Below are 25,902 nucleotides of genomic sequence, written 5' to 3' on the forward strand. Positions count from 1 at the left end.
AGGTAATAACCTTACCGCAACGCCACAATTAGCGGTAGCGTTTTATCTGGCTATTTTGATCCAGTTCGGCAAGCCAGGCGAGCTTTTCAGCGATTTTGCCCTCGAGCCCCCTGTTTGTTGGCTGATAATAGCGCGTTTGCGCCATTTCCTGCGGGAAATACTGCTCGCCGGCGGCGTAGGCGTTAGGCTCATCGTGCGCGTAGCGGTATTCCTGACCATAGCCCATCTCTTTCATGAGTTTGGTCGGCGCATTGCGTAAATGAACCGGCACGTCGTAATCAGGGCGATCGCGGGCGTCGGCCAGCGCGGCCTTAAAGGCGGTGTACACCGCATTACTCTTCGGCGCGCAGGCCAGATAAACAATCGCCTGAGCGATAGCCCGTTCGCCTTCCGCTGGCCCGACGCGGGTAAAACAATCCCACGCGGAAATGGCCACCTGCATGGCGCGAGGATCGGCGTTGCCAACATCCTCAGACGCGATAGCTAGACAACGGCGCGCAACATACAGCGGGTCGCCGCCCGCGGTAATGATCCGTGCGTACCAGTACAGCGCCGCATCCGGCGCGCTTCCGCGCACGGACTTATGTAGCGCGGAGATCAGATCGTAAAAACGGTCGCCTTTATTATCAAAACGCGCGCTACGCTCGCCGGCGATTTCGGTAAGCAACTCTGCCTTCAGCACTCGCTTGCCCGAATCATCGTTTTCAGCCATATCGGCCATCATTTCCAGCGTATTCAACGCCCGGCGCGCGTCGCCGTTAACCAGTTCGGCAATCGCCTTGCGGGTTTCATCCGGCAGGACAATATCCTGTCCGCCGTAACCTCGCGCTTTGTCGCTCATCGCCTGGTTGAGCACCTGCTCGATATCGTCCGTGGTCAGTGATTTGAGCAAATAGACGCGAGCGCGGGAGAGCAAAGCGGAATTAAGTTCAAATGACGGATTTTCGGTCGTCGCGCCAATAAAAGTAATAGTGCCGTCTTCGATGTGCGGCAGAAAGGCGTCCTGCTGACTTTTATTGAAACGATGCACTTCATCAACAAACAGGATAGTGCGTCGGCCGGCGTTGCGGTTTTGCCGCGCGCGCTCGATAGCTTCGCGGATCTCTTTGACGCCAGAGGTGACAGCCGAGATACGTTCAACATCGGCATTAGCATAGCGGGCGATCACTTCCGCAAGGGTAGTTTTACCGGTGCCCGGCGGCCCCCACAGGATCATCGAGTGCAGATGCCCGGCCTCAATCGCCCGCGGCAGCGGTTTGCCCGGCGCCAGCAGGTGCTGCTGGCCAATGTACTGCGCTAAATTTTCTGGCCGCATACGGGCGGCCAGAGGTTGAAATGCATTATCGGAAAAATCGAGCGAAAAGTTGCTCACATTCGCCTCTACTTACGTTGATCGTCCACCGTCACCCCTTGCGGCGGCGTAAAAGTGAACTTAGATGCATCGACGGCGCCATTCTGCTGCGACTTCAGCTGATAGCTGCTGCGCTGGTCGTCCTGCTCAACGGCGCTGAACTGATGGATAGTGCCGTCACGACCGACATTGATCGTGAACTGCTTCAGATTGCCGTTACCGCTTTTTGGCGTCAGCACAAAATCATCGCCGTTTTGCTTGATATTATATTGCTGCCAGTCCGCTGACTGGTTGCGGGCGATCAGCATGAACGGCGTGTTGCTGGTCGCGTTTTTCAGCCAGGTCGCGGTTGCCTGCTCGACAAACGGGTTGTAGAACCACAGCGTTTTCCCATCCGACACCAGAATGCTTTCATCCGGCTGGGTCATATGCCAGTTGAACAGATTCGGGCGTTTCACCCACAAATCGCCCTGCCCGTCCTGCACGGCATTACCGCTTGCGTCGGTTACTTTCTGAGTGAAGCTGGCATGGAAGCTGCTGACTTTATCCAGACGGCTTTTTAAGTCGCCGGCAGCGTCTGCCCAAACCTGGCTTACCACGAAGCCAGACAATAATGCACAGGTGATGGCAAGTTTCTTCATTGTTGATCCTTATTGTGCGTCACTCCCGACGCGGGAGCCTGTTCTGTCTCTACTGTAGAGCCGTTGATAGCAACGGAATAGCAGAACAGGCTGATTTTGCGCTTATTTACCGAACTTTGCACTTACTCGAAGGGTGGCGGCGCCAGGACTTCACGGTTACCGTTATGGCCCTGCTCGCTGACGATCCCCTGAGCTTCCATCTGCTCAATGATGCGCGCCGCGCGGTTATAGCCGATGCGGAACTGACGCTGCACCCCGGAGATCGAGGCTTTGCGCTTCTCGGTCACGAAGTTGACAGCCTGGTCGAACAGCGGATCCAGCTCTTCGCCGCCATCAAAGCCGCCACTACCGCCTTCGCTTTCGCTGTCGGAGGTAATGCCGTCAACATACTGCGGACGACCGCGCGCTTTCCAGTCCTGCACCACGGCGTGTACTTCCTGGTCACGGACAAACGCGCCATGCACACGAACCGGCATCGTGGAGTTTGGCCCGGAATAGAGCATATCACCCATGCCCAGCAGCGATTCTGCGCCGCCCTGGTCAAGGATGGTGCGCGAGTCAATCTTGCTTGATACGGTAAAGGCGATACGCGTCGGGATGTTGGCCTTGATAAGACCGGTAATCACGTCAACCGACGGACGCTGGGTCGCCAGCACCAGGTGAATGCCCGCCGCGCGCGCTTTCTGCGCCAGACGCGCAATCAGCTCTTCTACCTTCTTACCGACGGTCATCATCAGATCGGCGAATTCATCCACCAGCACCACGATATACGGCAGTTTTTCCAGCACCGGATGTACGGCATCCATGCTGTCGCCCGGTTTCCAGTACGGATCCGGGATCGGACGTCCCATGCGCGCGGCCTCAGCGATCTTCTCGTTGTAGCCCGCCAGATTACGCACGCCCAGCGCCGACATCAGCTTATAACGGCGCTCCATTTCATTGACGCTCCAGCGCAGCGCATTAGCGGCGTCTTTCATGTCGGTGACCACTTCCGTCAGCAGATGCGGGATACCTTCGTACACCGACAGCTCAAGCATTTTCGGGTCGATCATGATGAAACGCACGTCTTCCGGCTGCGCCTTGTAGAGCATGCTGAGGATCATGGCGTTCACGCCAACCGATTTACCAGAACCGGTGGTACCGGCAACCAGCAGATGCGGCATTTTCGCCAGATCGGCCACCACCGGATCGCCGGCGATATCTTTACCCAGCACCACGGTAAGCGGCGATGGGTTCTCGCGGAATTTCGGACAATCGAGCACTTCGCGCAGGTATACGGTCTGGCGTTTTTTGTTCGGTAATTCCAGGCCAACGTAAGGTTTACCCGGAATGACTTCTACCACGCGCACCGCCACGGTCGACAGCGAACGCGCAAGGTCGCGCGACAGGTTAGAGATACGCGCGGCCTTCACCCCCGGCGCAAGATTCAGCTCAAAACGGGTGATCACCGGGCCCGGCGAGTAGTTCACCACATCCGCTTTAATGCGGAAATCGGCGAGGCGCGCTTCGACCAGGCGCGCCATCTGCTCAAGCGCAAAGGTATCGACAGGTTCAACTTCGCTCGGCGGCGGCGTCAGGAGATCTAGCGACGGCAACGGCGTTGTTGGTCTTTGTAGCGGACGGCTGTCGCCATTACGCATCAGCAATGGATGAATAAGGCTCTCCTGCGGCTGCGGCGCGGGCGGCTGATAACCCTGCGGCGCAACCGGCTGTTGCTGCTGCATTGGCTGTTGAGCCGTCTGATAAGCCTGCGGCTGCGGCGCTACCGGCTGATGGTGTACGGGCTGCTGCGCAGGTTGATAACCCTGCTGCGGCGCGGCTGCCGGTTGTTGATAATGCTGAGCCGGTTGCTGGGGCTGTACTTCCGGCGTCGGCGTAAACAGCGGTTCGCTCGGACCATCATTGACCAGCGTTTTCATCGGCGAGAACTCATAGTCCGCCGGTGAGAAGGGATTAGCTCCCGGCGGCTGCTCGCTGGCATAGCGCTGTTGCTGAGTGGCGGCAAACTGGCGCGCCAGTTCCGCTTCAGCGGCAGCGTCTTCGTCCTGCTCATCGCTTTCTGACTCATAGGACTCGCCATAGCGCTGTTGCTGGGTTGCGGCAAACTGACGAGCCAGCTCGTCCTGTTCCAGCGCATCGGCTTCTTCGTCGCTCAACGGTTCATTATCGTAATGATGTTCAAGCTCGGCCCGACGCGCGCGCTCTTCAGCAATACGCTGAGACGGCAGCTTAATGCCATAGGAAGCCAGTTCCCGACGAGTCGGTACGCGGACGCGATTCGGACGCGGCAATTTCGGACCGATGCCCTCTTTTACCTGTACCCGCGGGCCGCTGGATGCCGGGCTGAAAACGGGCGCTGCGTCAGCGACGGTTGACGCCACTGAGGCGGCCGCGGCTGCGCTTCCAGAAGTCGTGGCCTGATGAACGCCAGCGGCGACGGCTGTCACGGCGGCGGCCTCAACTGATGGCATGGATGGAGCAGTCGGAGTGGTTATCGGTTTGGTCGCCACCGGGCTCGCTGGTTCAGGGATTGGCTGATACCAGGACTCCAGCAACTCGCGTTCGCGCGCGCGCTTCTCTTCGACTTCCTCGAAGTAGTACATCGGCGGGCGTTTAGTTTCTTCCTGAGGTGTCTCAGGCTCAGCGGCTGGCGCCGGTTCCTGATGATAAACAGGTTGTTGAACAGCCGGTTCAGGCTGGTATATCGGCTGCTGTGGGTGCGCGGCTTCCGGCTGGTAAACCGGCGGCTGCTGCGGCGCATACTCAGGCTGATACACAGGCTGCTGCGGCGCATACTGAGGCTGATACGCCGGCTGCTGTGGATGCGCGGCTTCCGGCTGATAAACCGGCGGCTGCTGCGGCGCATACTCAGGCTGATACACCGGCTGCTGCGGGTGCGCGGCTTCCGGCTGGTAAACCGGCGGCTGCTGCGGCGCATACTCAGGCTGGTACACCGGCTGTTGCGGATGCGCGGCTTCCGGCTGGTAAACCGGCGGCTGCTGCGGCGCGTATTCAGGCTGATACACCGGCTGTTGCGGATGCGCGGCTGCCGGCTGGTAAACCGGCGGCTGCTGCGGCGCGTATTCAGGCTGATACACCGGTGGTTGCAGGTGAGCAGCCTCCGGTTGGTATGCCTGCCCTGCCCCCTGCTCCGCCCATGCCTGCGGCACAGCTGCAGCGGCGGAAGCGGCGCCGATTGGGTCGGCCACCGTATGGCCATTCAGCAGCGGATCGTAAGGGTCTAAATCGCCAGGACGTGCGGCGCTGGCGCCTGAGAACAGGACATCATCAGCGGCGACAGGCGCGCCGCTGGCGCTGTATTGTACGGCTTCCGCATCATCCATACGTTTACCGGAGAACAGCGCGGCATCGGTTTTACGCCCCATCGGGTTGGCGAACTTTTCCGCCAGACGCTTACGACGCGCTAACGCGCTGCGTAAGATGCGGGCGCGACGCGATTCCCGCGGCTGCGCGTTATCGTCGTCTTCATCATCTTCATATTCATCATCTTCATATTCGCCTTCATCAACCCAGGTATCGTCCCGACGGGTACGATTACTGGCAAAGGTCAAAATAGAAAGGATGGCGCCGCCGAGTTTCTCGGCAATGCTGACCCATGACCAGCCGGTAAACAGCGTTAAACCTGCAGCCCAGATACAAAGCAAGGCGATAGTGCCGCCGCTGCTGTGCAGCAAGGGTTGTAAGGTGGTGCTAAGCAGGCTGCCAATGACGCCGCCGGAGGCAAAGTACCAGATATCGTCGGCATTGATTGCCGCCAGACCGCAGGAAGTGAGAATGAGCGCCAGCGCGCCGATCAGGCGCAGCGAAACGGCGAAGTAGTCGACATACTCGTCATTTTCCTGATGACGCCATGCAAACCAGCAGCCGCCGATGATAATCACGGGGATGGTGTACGCCATTACGCCAAAGATGAAAAATAGCGTGTCCGCCAGCCACGCTCCGGGCATGCCGCCCAGATTATGGATAGGCTCATGCCAGGCGGTCTGTGACCAACTGGGATCGGATGGATTAAAGCTCAGTAATGCCGCCATCAGCCAGATGGCAAAAAGAGAGCAAAGGATGAGTAACGCCTCAAGAACGCGGCGCCCGCTGCTTAGCTTCGTTAGTTTGACTTCTTTGTCTTCGGTGTATTCCTGGCTCAAGAAAGGCTCTCCAGGTATCAGGCAATTTCCTGCCTGCTGCTAAAACGGACAACAGCGCCGGGTCTCCCCGGCACTGTTGCTGTATGGATTAACAGGAGTGTAATCAAACTACGTCGATTTTGCACCTGTTCCGTGTTAGCGCGTCTTGATTACCAGACGATTACTCTGCTTGACTTCTTCCATAACCACGTAGGTACGGGTGTCGTTTACGCCCGGCAGGCGCAGCAGGGTTTCGCCCAGCAATTTACGATACGCTGACATGTCCGGTACACGGGTTTTCAACAGATAGTCAAAATCACCGGATACCAGATGACACTCTTGAATTTCTTCAAGTTTTTGCACTGCGGCGTTAAATTGCTCAAACACATCCGGCGCACCACGATTCAGAGTAATCTCAACAAATACCAGAAGTGATGCATCCAGATAATGCGGGTTGAGCAGCGCCGTATAGCCCTGAATAAAACCCTGTCTTTCCAGTCGACGCACGCGCTCAAGGCAAGGCGTCGGAGAAAGTCCCACCCGTTTGGAAAGCTCGACGTTGGAAATACGCCCGTCTTTTTGCAGTTCATTCAGAATGTTACGATCGATGCGGTCGAGATCTTTGCCAGGGCGTTTCTTGCTATCTACCATTATTATTGTCTCTCTGTATTCCTTCCCTACTCCTGTTCTGACTCTGCGCCTTCACTGCCAGAGCCCATCCCGTTATTACCCGTACGACGTTGAGTAACCCAGGGGTACGTGAGAAGTCCGTTGCCTAATGGCAGTCACCGACATCACGCATGGCGTCTGTCCACACCATGCGTAGATTTCGCTGACCCGGATAAAAATGGCATTTGCGTGCATGAACATTCGCCACACGCGAAACACTGCTTTTCTTCTTCCATGAATGTTTTCGCAAAAGCACAGGGGATTGTCAAAGCAAAACATCGATTTTTAGTACAAGATGCCAGATATTCATCATCAACCCCCTCTGAATCTCATGTTTTCATCTTATAATCAGGGCGCTAACAGTAGAATTAATTATATTTTCCGCTCGTTAAATCGCCAATCCATCGGCGGGTTCTATTGCACATATCGTTAACAAAATCGCTACGCTCTTTTTTTACGCCCGCAAATTCCCTACAATCCAGCCCAATGTATGCCAATAAAATATGGGGATCTCATGGGCACAGCCAAACACAGTAAACTGCTTATTCTAGGTTCTGGACCTGCAGGATATACCGCGGCGGTCTATGCTGCGCGCGCAAACCTGCAGCCGGTGCTGATCACCGGCATGGAAAAAGGCGGTCAGCTGACCACCACCACTGAAGTGGAAAACTGGCCAGGCGACCCAAACGATCTGACCGGTCCGCTGCTCATGGAACGTATGCACGAGCATGCCACCAAGTTCGAAACTGAAATTATTTTCGATCACATCAGCAGCGTCGATCTGCAGAACCGTCCGTTCCGCCTGGTCGGCGACAGCGGCGAGTACACCTGTGACGCGCTGATTATCGCAACCGGCGCTTCCGCCCGTTACCTGGGTCTGCCTTCTGAAGAGGCTTTCAAAGGCCGCGGCGTCTCTGCCTGCGCCACCTGCGACGGTTTCTTCTATCGTAACCAGAAAGTCGCGGTAATCGGCGGCGGCAACACGGCGGTTGAAGAAGCGCTGTATCTGTCCAACATTGCGGCCGAAGTGCATCTGATCCACCGTCGCGACTCCTTCCGTGCGGAAAAAATTCTGATCAAGCGCCTGATGGATAAAGTGGAAAGCGGCAATATCGTACTGCACACCGATCGCACCCTGGAAGAAGTTACCGGCGATCAGATGGGCGTCAGCGGCCTGCGTCTGCGCGATACCAAAAATAGCGACAACGTTGAAACCCTGGACGTCGCCGGTCTGTTTGTCGCCATTGGACACAGCCCGAACACCGCTATATTTGAAGGTCAGTTAGCGCTGGAAAACGGTTATATCAAAGTGCAGTCCGGCATCCACGGTAACGCCACGCAAACCAGTATCCCTGGCGTGTTCGCGGCAGGCGACGTGATGGACCATATCTATCGTCAGGCAATTACCTCCGCCGGCACCGGCTGTATGGCGGCGCTGGACGCGGAACGCTACCTCGACGGTTTAGCTGACGCTTGCAAATAATCTTTACAAGTCAGTAACAAAGGTAAAGAAGGCGACGAAAAGTCGCCTTTATTTTTGCCGCGTTGTAACATTGCCGTGCCCAAAAATCTCATAACGACACCTGCTAAGCGCGCAATGAATAAAACCCGTCAACAAGAGTTAACCCGCTGGTTAAAAGAAAAAAGCATTATCTCCCGTCGCTGGTTGATGATTTCTCGCCTGCTGGGCGTCGTGAGCGGTCTGTTGATCGTCGCTCAGGCGTGGTTCCTGGCGCGTATCCTTCACCGAATGATTATGGAAAATATCCCGGCGACGGCGCTGCTGCTGCCATTTACCTTGCTGGCGCTGGTGCTGATCCTGCGCGCCTGGGTGGTATGGCTACGCGAACGCGTCGGCTTCCACGCCGGCCAGCATATCCGTTATGAAATTCGCCGCCAGGTGCTGGACCGCCTTCAGCAGGCGGGCCCGGCCTGGATTCAGGGAAAACCCGCCGGCAGTTGGGCGACGCTCATCCTCGAGCAAATCGACGATATGCATGATTACTACGCGCGCTATCTGCCGCAGATGACGCTGGCCGCCTGCGTGCCGCTGCTGATTGTTATCACTATCTTCCCCAGCAACTGGGCAGCCGCGCTAATTTTACTCGGCACAGCCCCGCTGATCCCGCTCTTTATGGCGCTGGTCGGGATGGGCGCCGCCGATGCCAACCGGCGCAATTTCCTTGCGCTCGGTCGCCTTAGCGGCCACTTCCTCGACCGCCTACGCGGCATGGAAACACTGCGCCTGTTCAACCGCGGCGAAGCGGAAATCAATAATATCCGCGACGCGTCGCAGGATTTCCGCCAGCGGACGATGGAAGTCCTGCGTCTGGCTTTTCTCTCCTCCGGCGTACTGGAGTTCTTTACCTCGCTCTCTATCGCGCTGGTGGCGGTCTATTTCGGTTTTTCCTACCTCGGCGAGCTCGACTTCGGCCACTACGGCGTCGGCGTCACGCTGATGTCAGGTTTTTTAACCCTGATACTGGCGCCGGAGTTTTTCCAGCCGCTGCGTGATTTAGGCACATTTTACCATGCTAAGGCTCAGGCCATTGGCGCAGCGGATAGCCTGAAGTCCTTTATGGAAACTCCGCTGGCGCAGGCCGAACGGGGCGAGAAAACGCTGAGCGATCATGAACTGATTCGCCTCGAAGCCCGCGATCTGATAGTCAAATCACCGGATGGCAAAACGCTGACAGGCCCGCTTAGTTTTATCCTGAACGCCGGAGAACGTGTGGTACTGGTTGGCCAGAGCGGCTCCGGTAAAAGCTCGCTGCTGAATACGCTGACAGGCTTTCTTCCCTATGAAGGTTCGCTACAGGTTAACGGCGTGGAGTTGCGCGATCTCGATGCGGAACGCTGGCGTCGGCTAATTAGCTGGGTCGGTCAGAACCCGCAGCTGCCCGCTGCCACTCTGCGTGAAAACGTGCTGCTGGCGTGGCCAGAAGCCACGGAAGCGCAACTGCAGCTAGCTCTGGATAAGGCCTGGGTCAGCGAGTTTATCTCCCAACTGCCACAAGGTATTAATACCCCGGTCGGCGATCAGGCTGCTGGCCTCTCTGTCGGCCAGGCTCAGCGCATTGCCGTAGCGCGCGCGCTGCTGGTGCCGTGCCGGCTGTTGCTGCTTGATGAACCAGCGGCCAGCCTTGACGCCCATAGCGAACAGCGCGTCATGCAGGCGCTGTCTCACGCCTCCACCCAGCAGACCACCCTGATGGTCACCCACCAACTGGCAGGACTCGCCGAGTGGGATGCTATCTGGGTAATGCAGGATGGTCAGATTGTCGAGCAAGGCGACTATGCGCAGCTTTCTGCCGCTGGAGGCGCGTTTGCCTCACTGTTAGCCCATCGCCAGGAGGAAATTTAAATGCGCGCACTGTTACCCTATCTGGCGCTATACAAACGCCACAAATGGCTGCTGACCCTCGGCGTGGTGCTGGCTATCGTTACGCTGCTGGCAAGTATCGGGCTGTTAACGCTTTCCGGTTGGTTCCTTTCCGCCTCGGCGGTCGTCGGCGTCGCCGGTATCTACAGTTTTAACTACATGCTGCCCGCCGCAGGCGTTCGCGGCGCAGCGATTATTCGTACTGCAGGCCGCTATTTTGAGCGTCTGGTAAGCCACGACGCGACTTTCCGGGTATTGCAGCACCTGCGCGTCGCCACGTTTAGCAAACTGCTGCCGCTCTCCCCCGCCGGGCTGGCGCGTTTTCGCCAGGGCGAGTTACTCAACCGCATCGTGGCTGATGTCGACACGCTGGATCACCTCTATCTACGCGTGATTTCGCCGCTGATTGGCGCGCTGGTGGTCATTCTGGTGGTAACCATCGGCTTAAGCGTACTCGATGTCACCCTGGCGCTCACGCTTGGCGGTATTATGCTGGCGACGCTACTCCTGCTGCCACCGCTGTTTTACCGTGCCGGTAAGCCGACCGGGGAGCATATCACCCAGCTTCGCGGGCAGTATCGCCAGCAACTCACCTCCTGGCTACAGGGGCAGGCCGAGTTGATGCTTTTTAATGCCAGCGATCGCTACCGCGAACAGATGGAAAAAACGGAACAGCGCTGGCAAGAAGCGCAGCGCCGTCAGGCAGAGCTTACCGCCCTGTCGCAGGCGCTGATGCTGTTGATTGGCGGCATCGCGGTGATCGCCATGCTGTGGATGGCATCTGACGGCGTTGGCGGTAATAGCCAGCCGGGCGCGCTCATCGCTCTCTTCGTTTTCTGCGCCTTGGCGGCATTTGAAGCGCTGGCGCCGGTCACCGGCGCCTTCCAGCATCTCGGCCAGGTCATCGCGTCCGCGCGTCGCATCACGCAGATTACCGAGCAGCAGCCCGAGGTGACATTCAGCCAGCAGACAGCGCAAAGCTTCTCCCAGGTAGCGCTTACCCTGAATGAGGTAACCTTCAGCTACCCGCAACAATCGGCCCCGGCGCTGAAAGATATTTCGCTACAGGTCGCGGCAGGCGAGCATATCGCCATTCTTGGCCGTACCGGCTGCGGTAAATCAACTCTGCTACAGCTATTGACCCGCGCCTGGGATCCGGCCAACGGTCAGATTCAACTAAATGGCCAGCCGCTTAGCGCACTGTCTGAAACGACCCTGCGCCAGGCGATGAGCGTCGTGCCGCAGCGGGTACATCTCTTCAGCGCGACGCTGCGCGATAATCTGCTGCTTGCCGCGCCGCAGGCCAGCGACGGCGAGCTTGCCAATATCCTGGAGCGCGTCGGCCTGGAGAAACTGCTGGAAGATAGCGGTCTGAATAGCTGGCTTGGTGAAGGCGGACGTCAGCTTTCCGGCGGCGAGCTACGTCGTCTGGCCATCGCCCGCGCGCTATTGCACGATGCGCCGCTAATGCTGCTTGATGAGCCCACCGAAGGTCTGGATGCGACAACGGAAAGCCAGATCCTTGATTTACTAAGCGAAGTGATGCACGAAAAAACCGTACTGATGGTCACCCACCGCCTGCGTGGACTGGCGCGGTTTAATCAGATAATAGTCATGGACAACGGACAAATTATTGAGCAAGGTAGTCACGCAGAGCTGCTGGCGAAACAGGGCCGCTATTACCAGTTTAAGCAACGTCTGTAAGCTATTATTGTCAACAATTGCTGGTGCGTATTGAGGTCAAAAATGCGTCTGGTTCAGCTCTCTCGTGACTCTATCGCCTTCCCTTCCCCGGAAGGCGCCCTGCGTGAACCAAATGGCCTGCTGGCGCTGGGCGGCGATCTGAGCCCCGCTCGCCTGCTCATGGCCTATCAGCGCGGTATTTTTCCATGGTTTTCTCCCGGCGACCCTATTTTATGGTGGTCGCCCGACCCACGCGCCGTACTGTGGCCGGAGCAATTCCACTTTAGCCGCAGCATGAAACGTTTTCATCAGCGCTCTCCCTATCGGGTGACGCTCAACCACGCCTTCGGCCAGGTTATCGAGGGCTGCGCCAGCCATCGTGATGAAGGCACCTGGATCACCCCCAGCATCGTGCAGGCCTATCACCAGTTACATGAACTCGGTCACGCTCATTCAATCGAGGTATGGGATGAAGACTCGCTGGTCGGCGGCATGTATGGCGTGGCGCAGGGAGCGCTGTTTTGCGGCGAATCGATGTTTAGCCGGGCGGAAAATGCCTCCAAAACCGCGCTGATGATCTTCTGTCAGGCTTTTGCCCAGGATGGCGGCAGATTAATTGACTGCCAGGTTCTCAACGCGCATACCGCCTCTTTAGGGGCGATTGAAATCCCGCGCCGCGATTATCTCGATTACCTTTCCGTATTACGTACCTACCGCTTACCGGAGCGATTTTGGGTACCAAGGGTGCTATTTACCGGTAATGGATAAATGTTTTCAGCACATTTCTTAGCGTGGTGGTATAATTGCGCGGTAGAGTAGCTTCTGCCTGTTGCCCCGCCGCCGTTTGGGAATAATAAGAGTCAGATAACGCCCATCGTTCTGTCACTGCCCTTTACGTTTGCGCCTGTCATGCGGTTTCACCGCGTGTATTCCGGGCAATGCGCCAAAACTACTTCGGCGATTTATACCCGTCATGTTTTAAGCTACAGGCGCTGGCTGCGCGCAATTATTTATCGCCAGCCTGCGACGCGAACTGTTTTGGGTATACGTAAAACTTTACATACTTGCTGAACTTCGGCATTATCTTGCCGGTTCAAAACTACGGTAGTGATACCCCAGAGGACTAGATGGCCAAAGAAGACAATATTGAAATGCAGGGCACCGTACTTGAAACGTTGCCTAACACTATGTTCCGCGTAGAACTGGAAAACGGTCACGTGGTAACTGCGCATATTTCCGGTAAAATGCGTAAAAACTACATCCGCATTCTGACGGGCGACAAAGTGACTGTTGAGCTGACCCCGTACGACCTGAGCAAAGGCCGCATTGTCTTCCGTAGTCGCTAATTGTTTCCGCCGCTAAGGCGTCAGATGCTGAAGGCCGGGCTCATGCCCGGTCTTTTCATTTCCGCTTCCCGCGCTGATTTACTCTGTCATCTCTTTATCTATCGGCAGGGTATTATTTAGCGCTTCTTTCGGCACATGAGCGCTCAATTTGTCGATACCAATAAGCTCTGAAGCGAAGCCGGAATAAACCATTAAACCATAATCGGTAGTAATGGTTTTCTCAGTCATATAATTTTGCGACTGACTCGTGGTGGTAATTTTCTTTCCCTTCTCCGTTTTCACCAACATCCCAGCGCCTTTGATTAGCAAGGCACATTGCGGGATTTGCTCCTCTAACCGTTTTTCCTCGGGGATATCAATGGTGTATGTGCTCACATACTTACCTGATCCGGTGGGGAAAAACGCCTTATAGGTTGGCCCCCCGGCAGCCTTAACCAGATAGAAGGGATTTTCAGCGCCGCTAAACCGATAACTTCCTGTCATATCCGGACATTGCGCCTGAGCGGCAATGGAAAACAGCGCCAGCGAGGCGCAGAGCAAAAATTTGCCGGGTTTCATGGTTCATCCTTGTGATTTTATCCGTCCCGTCCCACGCTAATAAAAAAAGACCGGGCTGTCACCAGCCCGGTCTTTATCATTGAACAATTCAGAATTTATTTAATGCGCCGCTTCTGGTTTGTGCTTTTGCGCGCTGTGGAAGCCGTAGGTCAGCACGTTGTTGGCTTTATCCAACTCAACGGTGACCTGGCCGCCGTCCACCAGCGAACCAAACAGCAGCTCATTCGCCAACGGTTTCTTCAGGTTGTCCTGAATCACCCGCGCCATTGGACGCGCGCCCATTGCCCGGTCATATCCCTTCTCTGCCAGCCAGTCACGCGCTTCCTGGCTCACTTCCAGCGACACGCCTTTCTGATCCAGCTGTACCTGCAGCTCGACGATAAACTTATCGACCACCTGATGGATCACGGTCGTAGAGAGGTGATCGAACCAGATGATATTGTCGAGACGGTTACGGAACTCCGGCGTAAAGATCTTTTTGATCTCTTCCATCGCATCGGTGCTGTTATCCTGCTGGATAAGACCAATCGATTTACGCTCGGTTTCACGCACCCCGGCGTTGGTGGTCATCACCAGCACCACGTTGCGGAAGTCCGCTTTACGGCCGTTGTTATCGGTCAGCGTACCGTTATCCATTACCTGCAGCAGGATATTGAAGACATCCGGATGCGCTTTTTCGATCTCATCAAGCAGCAGCACCGCGTGCGGATGTTTGATAACCGCATCGGTCAACAGCCCGCCCTGATCGAAACCAACGTATCCCGGAGGCGCGCCAATCAAGCGGCTAACGGTATGACGTTCCATATACTCGGACATATCAAAGCGCAGCAGCTCAATGCCCAGCGCTTTCGCCAGCTGCACGGTGACTTCGGTTTTCCCGACCCCGGTCGGCCCGGCAAACAGGAAAGACCCAACCGGCTTATGCTCATGTCCAAGCCCGGCACGCGCCATCTTGATAGCTTCAGTCAGCGCTTCAATCGCTTTATCCTGACCGAAGACCAACATTTTCAGACGGTCGCCAAGGTTTTTCAGCGTATCGCGATCGCTGCGGGAGACGCTCTTCTCCGGAATACGCGCAATGCGCGCAACCACAGATTCGATATCCGCCACATTGACCGTTTTCTTGCGCTTACTGACCGGCATCAGCCGCGCCCGCGCCCCCGCTTCGTCGATCACGTCAATCGCCTTATCCGGCAGATGACGATCGTTGATGTATTTCACCGCCAGCTCGACCGCCGCACGTACCGCTTTGGCGGTATAACGCACATCGTGGTGCGCTTCGTATTTCGGTTTCAGACCGTTGATGATCTGCACCGTCTCTTCGACAGAAGGCTCGGTCACGTCGATTTTCTGGAAACGACGCGCCAGCGCGCGATCTTTTTCAAAAATGTTGCTGAACTCCTGGTAGGTCGTGGAGCCAATCACCCTGATCTTGCCGCCGGAAAGCAGCGGTTTAATCAGGTTAGCCGCATCAACCTGACCGCCGGAGGCCGCGCCTGCGCCGATGATAGTATGGATCTCATCGATAAACAGGATGCTATTGGTATCCTGCTCAAGCTGTTTCAGCAGCGCTTTAAAGCGTTTTTCAAAATCGCCGCGATATTTGGTGCCCGCCAGCAGCGAACCGATATCCAGCGAGTAAATGGTGCAATCCGCCATCACTTCCGGTACGTCGCCCTGGACGATACGCCAGGCGAGCCCTTCCGCAATCGCGGTCTTGCCGACGCCGGACTCACCCACCAGCAGCGGGTTGTTTTTACGGCGGCGACACAATACCTGAATAGCACGCTCCAGCTCTTTATCACGGCCGATCAGCGGATCGATGCCGCCCACGCGCGCAAGCTGGTTGAGATTGGTGGTGAAGTTTTCCATACGATCCTCCCCGCCTGCTTGCTCTTCGTTACCCGGCTGGCTCGCGTTATTTTCCGAAGGCTGGCTGGGCTCGTCTTTGCGCGTGCCGTGAGAGATGAAATTCACCACATCAAGGCGGCTGACTTCATGTTTACGCAGCAGATAGGCGGCCTGCGACTCCTGCTCGCTGAAAATCGCGACCAGGACGTTGGCGCCGGTGACTTCGCTGCGACCGGAGGATTGGACGTGAAAAACCGCACGCTGCAGCACGCGCTGAAAACTTAGCGTCGGCTGGGTGTCTCGCTCTTCTTCCGTAGCCGGAAGGACGGGAGTGGTCTGTTCGATGAAGGCTTCAAGTTCCTGACGCAAAGCGACCAGGTCCACGGAACAGGCTTCCAGCGCTTCGCGTGCCGAGGGGTTGCTGAGCAAAGCCAGCAACAAGTGCTCGACGGTCATAAATTCATGACGGTGCTCGCGCGCTCTGGCGAAAGCCATGTTTAAACTGAGTTCCAGTTCTTGATTGAGCATAGGCACCTCCCCCAATTTTCATGCCTGTAATCAGGCTTTCTCTAGCGTACACAGCAATGGATGCTCGTTCTCCTTGGCGTACTGGTTCACCATAGCGACTTTGGTTTCCGCAACTTCGGCGGTAAAAACGCCGCAAATCGCCTTACCTTCATAGTGAACCGTGAGCATCAGTTGCGTTGCACGTTCTACATCATAAGAAAAGAATTTTTGTAACACGTCAATAACAAACTCCATTGGAGTGTAGTCATCATTGACTAATATCACTTTATACATAGATGGTGGTTTAAGCGCATCACGAACTTCATCTTCTACCAGTTGATCGAAGTCCAGCCAATCTCTCTTACTCATCGTCAATGTTCGTCATCGGTTGCTGTTGCCAACAGGCCGCGGCCTGTCGATGATCTGAGGTTATGCACGTTACAAATCTACAATAGATCATAGATAACTATCATCTATTGCTTCCATCCGCGACGCCTGTCACATTCCCCAGCAATAGCGTTAACTGCTTCAAATTTTGACGCATTTTTCACCGTCCACCCTCGTCAATTGCTTGACGCATTTCCGTATTTCTCTAAATTGTACTGGCGAGAGTTGGCGAGCAATTGTACAACTCGTAACTCCCCTACCGGTTCATTCCATCTTACTTATAAAGATTTACGAAGGATGTCGAAGTATGGAAATGGGTACTGTTAAGTGGTTCAACAATGCCAAAGGGTTCGGTTTTATTTGCCCTGAGGGCGGCGGCGAAGACATTTTCGCCCATTACTCCACCATCCAGATGGATGGTTACAGAACGCTAAAAGCCGGGCAATCCGTTCGGTTTGATGTTCACCAGGGGCCGAAAGGCAATCACGCCAGCGTGATTGTTCCTGTGGAAGCAGAAACGGCTGCATAACTCTTTTGCTTCATTGTGTACATCCTGCTAATAAAATGCCAGTCCTTCTGACTGGCATTTTTATCTCCTTACTCACGCGCCAACGCATCAACCGGGTCTAATCGCGCGGCATTACGCGCCGGCAACCAGCCAAAAAGCACTCCGGTTAACGTCGAACACAAAAATGCGGTCAACAGCGCCAGCGGCGAAAAACCAATTTCCCAACCGGGTAAGAACAGTTGCAAAATGAACGCGATCATCAACGACAAACTCACGCCGATGGCGCCGCCCACCAGACAAACCAGCACCGCTTCAATAAGAAACTGCTGCAGAACATCCCTGGCCCGAGCGCCAACCGCCATTCTGATGCCGATTTCACGGGTGCGCTCCGTGACTGACACCAGCATGATATTCATCACCCCAATTCCGCCGACGACCAGCGCGATCACCGCCACCAGGGTCAGGAACAGCTGTAAAGTATGTGTGGTCCTTTCCGCCGTTTTCAAGACACTGTCCATATTCCAGGTGAAAACATCTTTTTTGCCATGGCGGAGCTCCAGCAACCGCACCAGTTGCTGCTCAGCGGTGGCGCTATCGTAGCCCTCCTGCACGCGGACGGTTATCGAGTTAAGCCACGATTGCCCCATCACCCGCCCGGCCATCGTGGAATAGGGCAGCCAGACGCGGAGGATTTTGCTGCTGCCGAACATCGATTGTTTCTCATCGGCCACGCCGACAATCGTCGCCGGCATATTACCGACCAAAATCACCTCGCCAACCACTTTCGCCTTGTGGGGGAATAGCTGGCGACGGGCATTGCTATCCAGCACCACCACCTGCGCCCGGCTATTCAGCTGCAGCTCATTGAACGTATTTCCCTCGCTGAACGTCATGCCATAAACGTTGAAATATTGCGCGCCAACGCCTTCGGCGCTGGCGGCCACATCGATGTTATTAGCGCGCAGGCGCAGGCTTTTCGATACCGCCGGCGTCGCGGAGCTCACCCATGGTTGTTTTTGAATCGCCAGCAGATCGTCATATTTTAACGCCTGCTGATAACGCGGATCGTCATCGCCAAAATCTTTACCGGGATAAACATCAATGGTATTGGTGCCGATGGCGCGAATATCGGCTAAAACCAACTGTTTCGCGGCATCGCCGACGACCACGATAGAGACGACCGAAGCGATACCAATAATGATGCCAAGCATAGTTAACAGCGTGCGCATTTTATTCGCCGCCATCGCCCGCCAGGCCATCACCAGCGCCTCACGAAAACCACTGCTGAACTGACGCCAGATGGTAGGCTCCGCGCGGTCTTCGGCGCGAAGCACGCCGCCTTTTTCCAGCGATGACGGCGGTGGGTTACGCACAATTTCACCGTCGCGCAGTTCGATGATTCTTTCCGCCTGCGCCGCGACCTGCGGGTCGTGGGTGACGATAATCACCGTATGCCCTTGCGCCTTAAGCTGATGCAGGATGGCCATGACCTCTTCACCTGAGTGGCTATCCAGCGCCCCGGTCGGTTCATCGGCAAGGATCACCTCGCCGCCGTTCATCAGGGCGCGGGCGATACTCACGCGCTGCTGCTGCCCGCCGGATAGCTGCGACGGGAAGTATTCCGCCCGCTCGCCCAAACCTAATCGGGTGAGTAAATCCCGCGCCCGTTCAAGGCGAATCCGGCGCTCTTTGCCGGCATAGATAGCAGGTACCTCGACGTTTTGCGCCGCCGTCAGGTGCGATAACAGATGGTAACGCTGGAAAATAAAGCCAAAGTGCTCACGGCGTAGCCTGGCCAGTTCATCGCCGCTCAGATGCGACACATCGACCCCGGCAACCTGATAGGTACCGCTGGTGGGTTTATCAAGGCAGCCAAGGATGTTCATCAGCGTTGATTTGCCGGAACCTGAAGCCCCAACGATCGCCACCATTTCCCCGGCGGCAATACTGAGGGTGATGCCCTTTAGGACTTCAACTTCACCGTCGCCCGAGGGGTAACTGCGGCGAATATCACGCAGTTCGAGCAGCGCCGTCATTTTGCCGCTCCGGGCGTGCTTTCGCTGATAATGACCTCATCACCCTCTTCCAGCCCTTTCGCCACCGCCACATCGGTATCGTTACGCGCACCGATAACGATTTCACGCTCTTTCACTTCCCCGTTGCGCAGCAAGCGCACGTTGTAGCGGTTATCGCCGATGGCGTCGCCCAGCGCGCTGAGCGGAATAGTAATCACGTTTTTCACTTCCGCCAGCTGGATATGCACCTGCGCCGTCATTTCAAGACGCAGGATCCCCTGCGGGTTGGGAACTTCAAACCGCGCATAATAAAATATGGCATCATTGACCTTTTCCGGCGTCGGCAGAATATCCTTCAGCGTACCTTCGTAACGGGTCAGAGGGTCGCCGAGTACCGTAAACCAGGCCTTTTGCCCCGGCTTAAGATGGATCACGTCCGCTTCCGAAACCTGCGCTTTGACCAGCATGGTACTGAGGTCCGCCAGCGTCAGGATGTTTGGCGCCTGCTGAGCGGCAATCACCGTCTGTCCCTGCAGGGTAGTGATTTGCGTCACTTCGCCGGACATCGGCGCCAGGATACGCGTATAGTCGAGGTTGGTTTTCGCGGTGTCGAGGGTCGCCTGGTTGCGTTTAATCTGCGCCTCTATGGTGCCGATTTGCGCCTCTTTCACCGCCACATCGGTGGCGGCGGTATCCAGATCCTGGCGTGAGACCAGTTGGCGCTGCGCCAACTGCTGCTGGCGCGCTAAGGTTACCTGCGCAAGCTTACGTTCGGCCTGCGCCTGTTTTAACTGAGCGCGCAGCTCCATGAGCGTCGCTTCGACTTCTTTAATCTGGTTTTCAGCCTGCTCCGGGTCGATAACTCCCAGCAGCTGGTCCTTCTGTACTTTATCGCCAATATTGACGCGCAGCGTCTTCAACTGGCCGCTGACCTGCGCGCCGACGTCGACTTTACGCAGCGCATCTAACTTGCCCGTCGCCAGTACGCTCTGCTGCAGATCGCCTTTACGCGCCACCAGCGTTTGATACTGCGGCAACGGCACGTTCAGAACGCGCCATCCCCAAACGGCCGCAATAACCACCACCAGCGCCAACAGCCACCAGACTTTCCTGCGTTTTCCATTCAATGTCATAAAAAATTCCTGATCTATTCCCCGCAGCTCGGATGATGATTCTAACGGAAGCGGCGGCGAACAGAAGCCAGAATTTTAGCAATGCTTAATGTTTATTGATGTTGGGCTGCCGCGATGTCTTGCGGCGAGACATGGCACGGTTTTCGCTGCTGGGCTAATCAGCGCGCCCGCGCGCCAGCCACAACACCCGGGAAAACATCTTTTTCAGCAACGTCGGGACGGCGTCGATTCCCCGCCGTCCAGCCTCCATCGCGACCTCTATCGCCAGGTCGGGTTTCGATGAACGGTGAATGGCTTTGGTGATCACTCGGCGCATGTTCATCGGCATATTATCCGGGATCTGCGCCACCCGATGGTAAACATCATCGAACCCCTGACGATACATAAAGTGTTCCATGTCCATCGCCGGAAGCATGGTTAAGTGTACGCGTTCCAGTTCGTTATCATTGTTGAGTAGTCCGCGCACCGTAGCGGCGTACTTCTTTCCTGCCTCATCGCCGTCGACCAGCACATGCCATTCAATCCCCATCCGGCGGGCAAATTTAATCAGCGGCTTGAGCCCGGATTGGGCAAATTCAATCACCTTCACCCCTTCAGCGTCGAAATGATGCCCGCACTGGCGCGCCAGTTCGTTGATAACCCAGGTTTCCGTTTCGCCTTCCACCAGCAACCAGCAGCGGGCAAACAGCGATGACGCGCGGTTGAAGCGAATGTGAAACGCAATGCGACGGCTATCTTCCGCATTCATCCCGCCGGGACCGAGCCGCCACGCCGAGACGCGGGACGATTCACGCACCAGCCGACACACCTGCTCGACCGGCGTCAACGATAAAAGTTCGCCGGAATTGGTTGTAGTGACTCGCTGCAGCGGCAGGAGATTCAGTAAATGCCAGGCGACCGAAAGCATGATCGGATGCAACCGCGTTTCTGGATCTTCAATCAGCAGCAGCGGCCGCGCATCGCGATCGAGGCGGACGGCCCCTTTCGCCTGCAATAAAGTGGAGAACAACCCAAGTAAGATCACCCGATGACTACGACCGCCGGGTTTATCAATCATTCGGTTAATAATATCGAGATAGCGCCAGCTGCGTTGTTCATCATGAGAACGTCGGCGCATCAGGCGATTGCGGCTTTGCGCGCTGCTCTGCTCGGCGAAGTAATGTTCTAGCAGTTGCACCATCGCCGACAGCCCTTCGCGGATTTGCCCATCGGTGAGATTTTGCGGATGATTGACCAGTTCGCGGGAGAGAAAATCCAGCTGCCGGGCGGTAATCTCAATTTGCGGCGAATGCGGCACGGTTCCGTTGTGAATTCGGCGCATAAAGCGGGCGTCGCGCAGGCGCAATACCGGCATTAAGCGCACCAGATGGCGCGCCAGATCGTCGATATCTTGCATCTCCAGCGCCTCTCCCTGGCAGTTAATAAAACTACGCAGGGTCATCACGCTGCCGTCGTCCGCCAGCTCCCCCTCAAGGCGATAGAAAATGCGCTGATAGCCGTCATCACAGGGCACCCAGCAATCGCTAAGCGGTCGAAAACGGCGCACGCGATGGCGCCCGGGTTCATTTTCGCGGAAAGTTAAAATGATATGCAGATGATGCTCCCGCCCCTGAATATCGCCGGGGGGAAACCAGAAGTCATCGCGTACGAAATGGTACAGGTCAAACTCAGGCGATAAAAGCAGCGTCAGAGCGTCCAGCAGGCTGGATTTACCCCATGCGTTTTCGCCGATTAGCACATTGTTTTGCTCGAGCATCAACGATAAACGGTTGATACCGCGAAATCCGACGATCTCTACACGCTCAAGATGCATATCCCCTCCGCCTGGCCCACATTCTCCTTCAGTAATCAGTAGTATAGCGAGGCGCAGACAACATGGCACCCCCTGCTTCCCGCACCGACAATTGAACTCAGAAGCAAATGAGTTTGTAAGGTATCAGCTCTTGATTTCATATAATTAATAAATTAATTCATCTTCGGTAGTAGTTTATTTTTCAGCGTTGTGTTCTACACTTGCATAAATCATGCATGGTGAAAGGAAAATCATCTCATTGCTCTAAATCAAATTACATCAATTTATTTAACTAGTCCGAGGGTGGCGTTCGTCCCTAGAATAGCGACGCTTTATTTTTATCGTCATCCTTTGCGTCGATAAATAAAGACCGGCACGTCAAAACGTGTTCGTTTACATTATTATTTGAGGTGGTTATGTTCAGAAAATTAGCAGCAGAGTGCTTTGGCACATTCTGGCTTGTATTCGGCGGCTGCGGCAGCGCAGTGCTGGCAGCGGCTTTCCCGGAATTGGGAATTGGTTTTGCCGGCGTCGCCCTGGCCTTCGGTTTAACCGTATTAACCATGGCTTTTGCCGTGGGTCATATTTCCGGCGGGCACTTTAACCCAGCGGTCACTTTAGGCCTGTGGGCTGGCGGTCGTTTCCCGGCTAAAGACGTAATTGGTTATATTATCGCCCAGGTTGTCGGCGGTATTATTGCTGCCGCAGTGCTGTACGTCGTCGCCAGCGGTAAAGCCGGTTTCGACGCTGCCGCGAGCGGCTTCGCTTCAAACGGTTTCGGCGAACACTCTCCGGGTGGCTACTCCATGCTGTCCGCTATCGTTATCGAAATCGTGCTGACCTGCGGATTCCTGCTGGTTATTCACGGTGCGACCGATAAAAACGCCCCGGCGGGCTTTGCGCCGATCGCCATCGGCCTGGCGCTGACCCTCATTCACCTGATTAGCATTCCGGTCACCAACACCTCCGTAAACCCGGCGCGTAGCACCGCGGTCGCTATCTTCCAGGGCGGCTGGGCGCTGCAACAGCTGTGGCTGTTCTGGGTGATGCCAATCATCGGCGGTATCCTCGGCGGCGTGCTGTACCGCACCCTGCTCGAAAAACGCGACTAACCCTCGCAAAAAGCCCGGCGACGCCGGGCTTTTTCTTTTTGTCGACAGCTTTACTCGGCCTGGCGAATTGGGTAGTGTCAGTGGCGCTATTCTTATTTTGCAAGGACCTTGCCGTTCATGTTTTCGGGACTATTAATCATTCTGCTGCCGTTGATTGTCGGCTACCTTATTCCTCTGCGTCACCCTTCCGCACTGAAACTGATTACCCGGCTGCTTAGCTGGATTGTTTACGTTATCCTCTTTTTCATGGGGATTAGCCTTGCATTCCTCGATAATCTCAGCAGCAATCTGTTATCAATACTGCATTACTCCGCGGTCAGCATTGTGGTTATTATTCTGTGCAATATTGCAGCACTGCTATGGCTGGATAAAAAAATGCCGTGGCGAGTCAAGCATCGTCCGGAAAAATTACCCTCGCGCCTGGCGATGGCTCTCGAGTCACTACAGCTGCTTGGCGTAGTGCTAATTGGTTTCCTGCTGGGATTAAGCGGCCTCTCTTTTTTACAGCATGCGACTGAAGCCAGCGAATATACTTTAATTTTCTTATTATTCCTCATCGGTATTCAGCTACGTAATAATGGAATGACTTTACGCCAAATTGTGCTTAATCGCCGCGGAATGATTGTCGCGGTGGTGGTCGCGGCCAGCTCATTATTTGGCGGAGTGATTAATGCCCTTATTCTTGGTCTGCCCATTAAAACCGGTCTGGCGATGGCATCCGGCTTCGGCTGGTACTCCCTTTCCGGAATTCTAATGACCGAATCCTACGGCCCGGTCATTGGCAGCGCGACATTCTTTAACGATCTGGCCCGCGAACTGCTGGCGATAATGTTAATCCCCGGCATGGTAATGCGCAGCCGCTCTACCGCGCTTGGGCTGTGCGGCGCAACCTCGATGGACTTTACTCTGCCGGTGCTACAGCGCTCCGGCGGCGTGGAAATCGTGCCTGCAGCCATCGTCCACGGTTTTATCCTCAGCCTGCTGGTGCCGGTGCTGATGGCGTTCTTCTCAGCCTGATCCCCCTATGGCGGTAGGCTCCCTACCGCCAAAATTGCGCTAAATCAATCTCCCTTTAAGTTGTGTCAGAAATACCTTTTCTCCATACGGCGACAGGCATAACCTTAAACATGTATCTAAAATATAACTTTAAAAGGTGTGATCATGTTTTGTGTGCAATGTGAACAAACTATCCGTACGCCGGCAGGAAATGGCTGTTCTTACGCGCAGGGTATGTGCGGTAAAACCGCTGAAACCTCCGATTTACAGGATCTGCTGATTGCTTCGCTGCAGGGCCTATCCGCATGGGCCGTTAAGGCACGTGAATACGGCATCATCGATCATGAGGTGGATAATTTCGCCCCGCGGGCGTTCTTCTCTACTCTAACCAACGTGAACTTCGACTCGCCGCGTATCGTCGGCTACGCCCGTCAGGCCATCGCGATGCGCGAGGCGCTGAAAGCGCAATGCCTGAATATTGATGCCAAGGCCTCGGTCGACAGCCCGGTAGCCGATCTGCAGTTGGTTAGCGATGATCTGGGCGAGCTGCAACGTCAGGCGGCGGACTATACGCCAAATAAAGACAAGGCCGCGATCGGTGAGAATATCCTCGGCCTGCGCCTGCTGTGCCTGTACGGCCTGAAAGGCGCCGCGGCCTATATGGAACACGCGCACGTGCTCGGTCAGTACGACAACGACATTTACGCCCAGTACCATAAAATCATGGCGTGGCTGGGTACCTGGCCTGCCGATATGAACGCTCTGCTGGAATGTTCGATGGAAATCGGCCAGATGAACTTCAAAGTGATGAGCATCCTCGACGCCGGTGAAACCACGAAATATGGCCACCCGACGCCGACCCAGGTCAACGTTAAAGCGACCGAAGGTAAGTGCATCCTGATCTCCGGGCACGATCTGAAAGATCTGTATAACCTGTTAGAGCAGACTGAAGGCACCGGCGTTAACGTCTATACCCACGGTGAAATGTTACCGGCTCACGGTTACCCGGAGCTGCGTAAGTTTAAACATCTGATCGGTAACTACGGCAGTGGTTGGCAAAACCAGCAGGTTGAATTCGCCCGCTTCCCGGGGCCCATCGTGATGACCTCGAACTGCATCATCGACCCAACCGTCGGCGCCTACGACGACCGCATCTGGACTCGCAGCATCGTCGGCTGGCCGGGCGTCAATCATCTGGAAGGCGAAGATTTCTCCCCGGTTATCACCCAGGCGCAGCAAATGGCCGGCTTCCCGTATAGCGAAATCCCGCATCTGATCACCGTTGGTTTCGGCCGCCAGACGCTGCTCGGCGCGGCGGATACGCTGATTGATCTGGTCAGCCGTGAAAAACTGCGCCACATCTTCCTCGTCGGCGGCTGCGACGGCGCGCGCGGCGAACGTAACTACTTCACTGATTTCGCTACCAGCGTACCGGACGACTGCCTGATTTTGACTCTCGCATGCGGTAAATACCGCTTCAACAAACTGGATTTCGGCGATATCGAAGGCCTGCCGCGTCTGGTCGACGCCGGTCAGTGTAACGATGCCTACTCGGCGATTATTCTCGCAGTAACGCTGGCGGAAAAACTGGGCTGTGGCGTAAACGATCTGCCGCTGTCGTTGGTGCTCTCCTGGTTCGAACAAAAAGCCATCGTCATCCTGCTGACGCTGCTGTCGCTCGGGGTGAAAAACATCGTCACCGGCCCGACCGCGCCTGGCTTCTTCACGCCAGACCTGCTGGCTGTCCTCAACGAGAAGTTCGGTCTGCGTTCCGTCACTACCGTAGAACAAGATATGCAGCAGTTGCTGAGCGCATAAGGAGTCACCGC

At 55.8% G+C, this 25,902-nt stretch carries 19 protein-coding genes; 9 read left to right on the top strand and 10 right to left on the bottom strand.

What is annotated here, in order from left to right; translation table 11 throughout:
- Window positions 1-28 precede the first annotated feature (28 nt).
- From rarA to lrp, 4 genes are all read right to left on the bottom strand, one after another.
- Entirely contained in the window at window positions 29-1,372 is a 1,344-nt protein-coding gene (rarA, locus tag ACSEMK_RS16900) for a replication-associated recombination protein RarA (protein ID WP_113374875.1), read from the bottom strand.
- Between the two features lie 8 nt (window positions 1,373-1,380).
- Window positions 1,381-1,992 (bottom strand): outer membrane lipoprotein chaperone LolA, encoded by a 612-nt coding sequence (gene lolA, locus ACSEMK_RS16905; RefSeq protein WP_015367486.1) that lies wholly within the window; start codon window positions 1,990-1,992, stop codon window positions 1,381-1,383.
- Between the two features lie 122 nt (window positions 1,993-2,114).
- On the bottom strand, window positions 2,115-6,155 hold the full coding sequence (ftsK, locus tag ACSEMK_RS16910) for a DNA translocase FtsK (RefSeq protein WP_316424467.1): 4,041 nt from the start codon (window positions 6,153-6,155) through the stop codon (window positions 2,115-2,117).
- Window positions 6,156-6,290: 135 nt separating this feature from the next.
- Window positions 6,291-6,785 (bottom strand): leucine-responsive transcriptional regulator Lrp, encoded by a 495-nt coding sequence (gene lrp / locus ACSEMK_RS16915; RefSeq protein WP_000228469.1) that lies wholly within the window; start codon window positions 6,783-6,785, stop codon window positions 6,291-6,293.
- A gap of 532 nt (window positions 6,786-7,317) precedes the next feature.
- Between lrp and trxB the strand changes: the two genes are divergently transcribed.
- From trxB to infA, 5 genes are all read left to right on the top strand, one after another.
- Window positions 7,318-8,286, top strand: coding sequence for a thioredoxin-disulfide reductase (trxB, locus tag ACSEMK_RS16920; protein WP_045374041.1), 969 nt, complete (start codon window positions 7,318-7,320; stop codon window positions 8,284-8,286).
- A gap of 114 nt (window positions 8,287-8,400) precedes the next feature.
- The gene (cydD, locus tag ACSEMK_RS16925) at window positions 8,401-10,167 is read left to right on the top strand and encodes a heme ABC transporter permease/ATP-binding protein CydD (RefSeq protein ID WP_430914971.1); all 1,767 of its coding nucleotides are present in this window, start codon (window positions 8,401-8,403) and stop codon (window positions 10,165-10,167) included.
- Window positions 10,168-11,889, top strand: a complete 1,722-nt coding sequence (gene cydC, locus ACSEMK_RS16930; protein ID WP_430914970.1) for a heme ABC transporter ATP-binding protein/permease CydC — start codon at window positions 10,168-10,170, stop codon at window positions 11,887-11,889.
- 42 nt (window positions 11,890-11,931) lie between these two features.
- Window positions 11,932-12,636 (top strand): leucyl/phenylalanyl-tRNA--protein transferase, encoded by a 705-nt coding sequence (aat, locus tag ACSEMK_RS16935; protein ID WP_430914969.1) that lies wholly within the window; start codon window positions 11,932-11,934, stop codon window positions 12,634-12,636.
- A gap of 359 nt (window positions 12,637-12,995) precedes the next feature.
- A complete protein-coding gene (infA, locus tag ACSEMK_RS16940) occupies window positions 12,996-13,214 on the top strand; it encodes a translation initiation factor IF-1 (protein WP_001040187.1) in 219 nt (72 codons plus the stop codon).
- Window positions 13,215-13,292: 78 nt separating this feature from the next.
- Here infA and ACSEMK_RS16945 read toward each other — a convergent pair whose 3' ends face one another.
- The 3 genes from ACSEMK_RS16945 to clpS form a co-directional block, all read right to left on the bottom strand.
- Complete coding sequence (locus ACSEMK_RS16945) at window positions 13,293-13,772, bottom strand: hypothetical protein (RefSeq protein ID WP_087859966.1); 480 nt, start codon at window positions 13,770-13,772, stop codon at window positions 13,293-13,295.
- Between the two features lie 99 nt (window positions 13,773-13,871).
- Window positions 13,872-16,151 (bottom strand): ATP-dependent Clp protease ATP-binding subunit ClpA, encoded by a 2,280-nt coding sequence (gene clpA / locus ACSEMK_RS16950; RefSeq protein ID WP_015367493.1) that lies wholly within the window; start codon window positions 16,149-16,151, stop codon window positions 13,872-13,874.
- Between the two features lie 30 nt (window positions 16,152-16,181).
- Window positions 16,182-16,499, bottom strand: a complete 318-nt coding sequence (gene clpS, locus ACSEMK_RS16955) for an ATP-dependent Clp protease adapter ClpS (RefSeq protein WP_015367494.1) — start codon at window positions 16,497-16,499, stop codon at window positions 16,182-16,184.
- Between the two features lie 325 nt (window positions 16,500-16,824).
- On the opposite strand from clpS, the gene cspD reads away from it, so the two are divergent.
- Window positions 16,825-17,046 carry a cold shock-like protein CspD gene (gene cspD, locus ACSEMK_RS16960; RefSeq protein ID WP_015367495.1) on the top strand — a complete coding sequence of 74 codons (222 nt, stop codon included), beginning with the start codon at window positions 16,825-16,827 and terminating at the stop codon, window positions 17,044-17,046.
- Window positions 17,047-17,114: 68 nt separating this feature from the next.
- Here the strand turns inward: cspD and macB are convergent, their stop codons facing one another.
- The 3 genes from macB to ACSEMK_RS16975 all read right to left on the bottom strand — a co-directional run bounded on the left by macB (window position 17,115) and on the right by ACSEMK_RS16975 (window position 21,986).
- Entirely contained in the window at window positions 17,115-19,061 is a 1,947-nt protein-coding gene (macB, locus tag ACSEMK_RS16965; protein WP_213317966.1) for a macrolide ABC transporter ATP-binding protein/permease MacB, read from the bottom strand.
- Window positions 19,058-20,173 carry a macrolide transporter subunit MacA gene (gene macA / locus ACSEMK_RS16970; protein ID WP_430914968.1) on the bottom strand — a complete coding sequence of 372 codons (1,116 nt, stop codon included), beginning with the start codon at window positions 20,171-20,173 and terminating at the stop codon, window positions 19,058-19,060. Before macA ends, macB begins: the two co-directional genes overlap by 4 nt.
- A 154-nt stretch (window positions 20,174-20,327) precedes the next feature.
- A complete protein-coding gene (locus ACSEMK_RS16975) occupies window positions 20,328-21,986 on the bottom strand; it encodes an ATP-dependent endonuclease (protein WP_430914967.1) in 1,659 nt (552 codons plus the stop codon).
- Window positions 21,987-22,381: 395 nt separating this feature from the next.
- On the opposite strand from ACSEMK_RS16975, the gene aqpZ reads away from it, so the two are divergent.
- The 3 genes from aqpZ to hcp all read left to right on the top strand — a co-directional run bounded on the left by aqpZ (window position 22,382) and on the right by hcp (window position 25,891).
- Window positions 22,382-23,077, top strand: a complete 696-nt coding sequence (aqpZ, locus tag ACSEMK_RS16980) for an aquaporin Z (protein WP_015367500.1) — start codon at window positions 22,382-22,384, stop codon at window positions 23,075-23,077.
- Between the two features lie 117 nt (window positions 23,078-23,194).
- Window positions 23,195-24,094 (top strand): lysine exporter LysO family protein, encoded by a 900-nt coding sequence (locus ACSEMK_RS16985; RefSeq protein ID WP_047065549.1) that lies wholly within the window; start codon window positions 23,195-23,197, stop codon window positions 24,092-24,094.
- A 144-nt stretch (window positions 24,095-24,238) separates the two neighbouring features.
- Window positions 24,239-25,891, top strand: coding sequence for a hydroxylamine reductase (hcp, locus tag ACSEMK_RS16990; RefSeq protein WP_087859971.1), 1,653 nt, complete (start codon window positions 24,239-24,241; stop codon window positions 25,889-25,891).
- Window positions 25,892-25,902: the final 11 nt, after the last annotated feature.

The organism is Klebsiella sp. K-3, assembly GCF_051207495.1.
GTDB lineage: Bacteria > Pseudomonadota > Gammaproteobacteria > Enterobacterales > Enterobacteriaceae > Klebsiella > Klebsiella aerogenes.

Excerpts from the sequence above, each read along its gene's own strand:
- lolA (WP_015367486.1), bottom strand. The coding sequence starts at position 1,992 with ATGAAGAAACTTGCCATCACCTGTGCATTATTGTCTGGCTTCGTGGTA.
- lrp (WP_000228469.1), bottom strand. The coding sequence starts at position 6,785 with ATGGTAGATAGCAAGAAACGCCCTGGCAAAGATCTCGACCGCATCGAT.
- trxB (WP_045374041.1), top strand. The coding sequence starts at position 7,318 with ATGGGCACAGCCAAACACAGTAAACTGCTTATTCTAGGTTCTGGACCT.
- cydD (WP_430914971.1), top strand. The coding sequence starts at position 8,401 with ATGAATAAAACCCGTCAACAAGAGTTAACCCGCTGGTTAAAAGAAAAA.
- cydC (WP_430914970.1), top strand. The coding sequence starts at position 10,168 with ATGCGCGCACTGTTACCCTATCTGGCGCTATACAAACGCCACAAATGG.
- aat (WP_430914969.1), top strand. The coding sequence starts at position 11,932 with ATGCGTCTGGTTCAGCTCTCTCGTGACTCTATCGCCTTCCCTTCCCCG.
- infA (WP_001040187.1), top strand. The coding sequence starts at position 12,996 with ATGGCCAAAGAAGACAATATTGAAATGCAGGGCACCGTACTTGAAACG.
- ACSEMK_RS16945 (WP_087859966.1), bottom strand. The coding sequence starts at position 13,772 with ATGAAACCCGGCAAATTTTTGCTCTGCGCCTCGCTGGCGCTGTTTTCC.
- clpA (WP_015367493.1), bottom strand. The coding sequence starts at position 16,151 with ATGCTCAATCAAGAACTGGAACTCAGTTTAAACATGGCTTTCGCCAGA.
- clpS (WP_015367494.1), bottom strand. The coding sequence starts at position 16,499 with ATGAGTAAGAGAGATTGGCTGGACTTCGATCAACTGGTAGAAGATGAA.
- cspD (WP_015367495.1), top strand. The coding sequence starts at position 16,825 with ATGGAAATGGGTACTGTTAAGTGGTTCAACAATGCCAAAGGGTTCGGT.
- macB (WP_213317966.1), bottom strand. The coding sequence starts at position 19,061 with ATGACGGCGCTGCTCGAACTGCGTGATATTCGCCGCAGTTACCCCTCG.
- macA (WP_430914968.1), bottom strand. The coding sequence starts at position 20,173 with ATGACATTGAATGGAAAACGCAGGAAAGTCTGGTGGCTGTTGGCGCTG.
- ACSEMK_RS16975 (WP_430914967.1), bottom strand. The coding sequence starts at position 21,986 with ATGCATCTTGAGCGTGTAGAGATCGTCGGATTTCGCGGTATCAACCGT.
- aqpZ (WP_015367500.1), top strand. The coding sequence starts at position 22,382 with ATGTTCAGAAAATTAGCAGCAGAGTGCTTTGGCACATTCTGGCTTGTA.
- ACSEMK_RS16985 (WP_047065549.1), top strand. The coding sequence starts at position 23,195 with ATGTTTTCGGGACTATTAATCATTCTGCTGCCGTTGATTGTCGGCTAC.
- hcp (WP_087859971.1), top strand. The coding sequence starts at position 24,239 with ATGTTTTGTGTGCAATGTGAACAAACTATCCGTACGCCGGCAGGAAAT.